1 protein-coding gene and 2 pseudogenes are annotated in these 2,160 nt (G+C 42.1%); 2 read left to right on the forward strand and 1 reads right to left on the reverse strand.

All coding sequences use genetic code 11. The annotated features are described in order from the left end of the window. Window positions 1-57 precede the first annotated feature (57 nt). Window positions 58-1,081 (forward strand): annotated as a pseudogene (locus ACTRWI_RS22310) (IS630 family transposase). Between the two features lie 177 nt (window positions 1,082-1,258). Here ACTRWI_RS22310 and ACTRWI_RS22315 read toward each other — a convergent pair. After that, window positions 1,259-1,393: pseudogene (locus ACTRWI_RS22315) on the reverse strand (transposase); the annotation flags it as partial. Between the two features lie 154 nt (window positions 1,394-1,547). On the opposite strand from ACTRWI_RS22315, the gene ACTRWI_RS22320 reads away from it, so the two are divergent. Continuing rightward, window positions 1,548-1,796 carry a DUF5062 family protein gene (locus ACTRWI_RS22320; RefSeq protein ID WP_499133882.1) on the forward strand — a complete coding sequence of 83 codons (249 nt, stop codon included), beginning with the start codon at window positions 1,548-1,550 and terminating at the stop codon, window positions 1,794-1,796. Window positions 1,797-2,160 lie beyond the last annotated feature (364 nt).

A 2,160-nucleotide genomic window follows, 5' to 3' on the forward strand; every position in this document is an offset into this window, starting at 1 on the left:
ACCCGTGATCATTGAAGATGCTTGATTTTCAATGAAATCAGGATCATGCTACTCACCATGAAAATGGTACTAACTCCTGAGCAAAAACAACAACTCGAACAGATGCACAATACTGAGCGTGATCGTCGAGTATGCGACCGTATAAAAGCTGTCTTGCTAGCTTCCGAAGGTTGGAGCCCGACTATGATCTCTCAAGCGCTTCGTATCCATCAATCTACAGTTGCTCGTCATCTTAGTGATTATGCTCTATCTGAAAAACTTAAACCTGAGAATGGCGGGAGCCAGAGTCTACTTTCTCATACTCAGACGATTCAGCTCATCGAGCATTTAACTGAGAAAACCTACTTTCATACGCGTCAAATCATTACTTACGTCGAAGCTGAATTCAGTGTGAGCTACACCGTTTCTGGGATGAATAAGTGGTTACATCACCACGGTTTTGCATACAAAAAGCCTAAAGGTGTACCACGTAAACTAAAGCCTGAAGAGCAGCAAGCATTTATCGAGTATTACAACGAGGTACTTAAGCCCATGGATGCGCTTGTACTTTTCATGGACGCCGTTCATCCAACTCAATCAACAAAACTTAGCTGTGGCTGGATCCGTAAGGGACAGGATAAGCTAATTGAAACGACAGGTAGCCGCACTCGAGTGAACCTAATCGGTGCTCTGTCATTGAAAAACATCAGCGCGACGATCACAGATACTTATGAAACGATAGATAGCGAGAGCATTGTTCGCTTCTTTTGGAAACTCAAGAAAGAGCATTATCCACTAGAGCAAACCGTGCGTGCTTGATGGTGCGGCCTACCATCGGTCAGAAATGGTTAGGAATGCGGCAAAAGTACTCAATATAGAGCTTCATTACTTACCCCCATACAGCCCAAACTTAAATCCAATAGAGCGGCTTTGGAAAGTAATGAATGAACATGTGAGGAACAATGTCTATTTTCCCTCCAAAACAGCATTCACCTCTGCTATCAAAAAGTTTTTCGATGTGACGTTACCAGAAGTTGCAGGCTCACTTGTATCCAGAATTACAGATAATTTTCAGGTACTGATACCTGCATCTTCAAGTTGAAAGAGTATATGTTGCGTAATTCTGACAGAAAATCAAACAGCCCGAGATTGAGCAATTATTAAAACAACACACTGAGTTTCAGGCATACCAAGCCCTGTAAGCTTATTCAGGGCTTTAATCATAGCGTAAGTATCGCCAAGCTCCTCAGGCTTAATTTCCCACCTAGCAGCTGTTTTACAGATTAAATACGGAGTCTAGAAAACCTTGTAGCGATCTCAATGGCATAGAGAAAACACGTTTCACCACCAGAGCGGTAGTAATGGCTAAGTCGCTGAATCGCCTAGGTCTGCCACGCTTGCCTTGTTTGTTTTGTAACGAGGTTTAGACATGAGACTACGACGATTGATGGGTGTAGCCGATCAGATCGTAGCTTCCTGATTTAGTTTCATCGATTTAAGCAACAAGTCCAATGAGAATAGTAGTCTATACTCGTTTGTTAGAGTTAGTGCTATTTATAGGGGGCGTAATGAAAGGAAAAATGAAAGATGAAGACAAACTATTTAAGCAAGCTATCTGCTATGGATTAAGACTTGCAGAGATGCAAGGATATTATATATCTGACAAAGGAACCTCTCAAAAGAGCGTGTCCAGAGCAGTATACTTATTTCTAGTTAAAGTTCGACTGCTTACCCCACTTCCAGTGGATAAGACGGATGGGCCTAGGATTAAACGTAGGCTAGCTGTTTGGATGAAGAGCGTACTCAAAGATGCATAATCGAGAAACTGAGTCCCTAAGGCTGGTTCTGTCGCAAATATAGTTAGAGGCGTGGCAGACCCATCCTTCAGATACAATTATTCTGCTAGCGCGTAAAATCGCTCAAAGGCTGTGTTACCTTCAATGTCTATTTGCTCGCGTTTCAGTATCGTCCACAATTCTTTACCATGGAGGCTAGCTTTACCTCTCCAATAACTTACATCCGAACGCTTGACGAGTTTTCTGTTTTTACTAAGCGATGACTTTGTTCCACCGATATTATTCAAATTTTTGACGTCCAATATCTCAATCAATAACAGCTGAAGAAGCCCGTTAACCAAAGTGGGACATTCATTGCATCGATGGCAGCATAGTTATTTTTATG

The sequence above is a fragment of the Pseudoalteromonas sp. G5_S1_14_S5 genome (assembly GCF_054968605.1).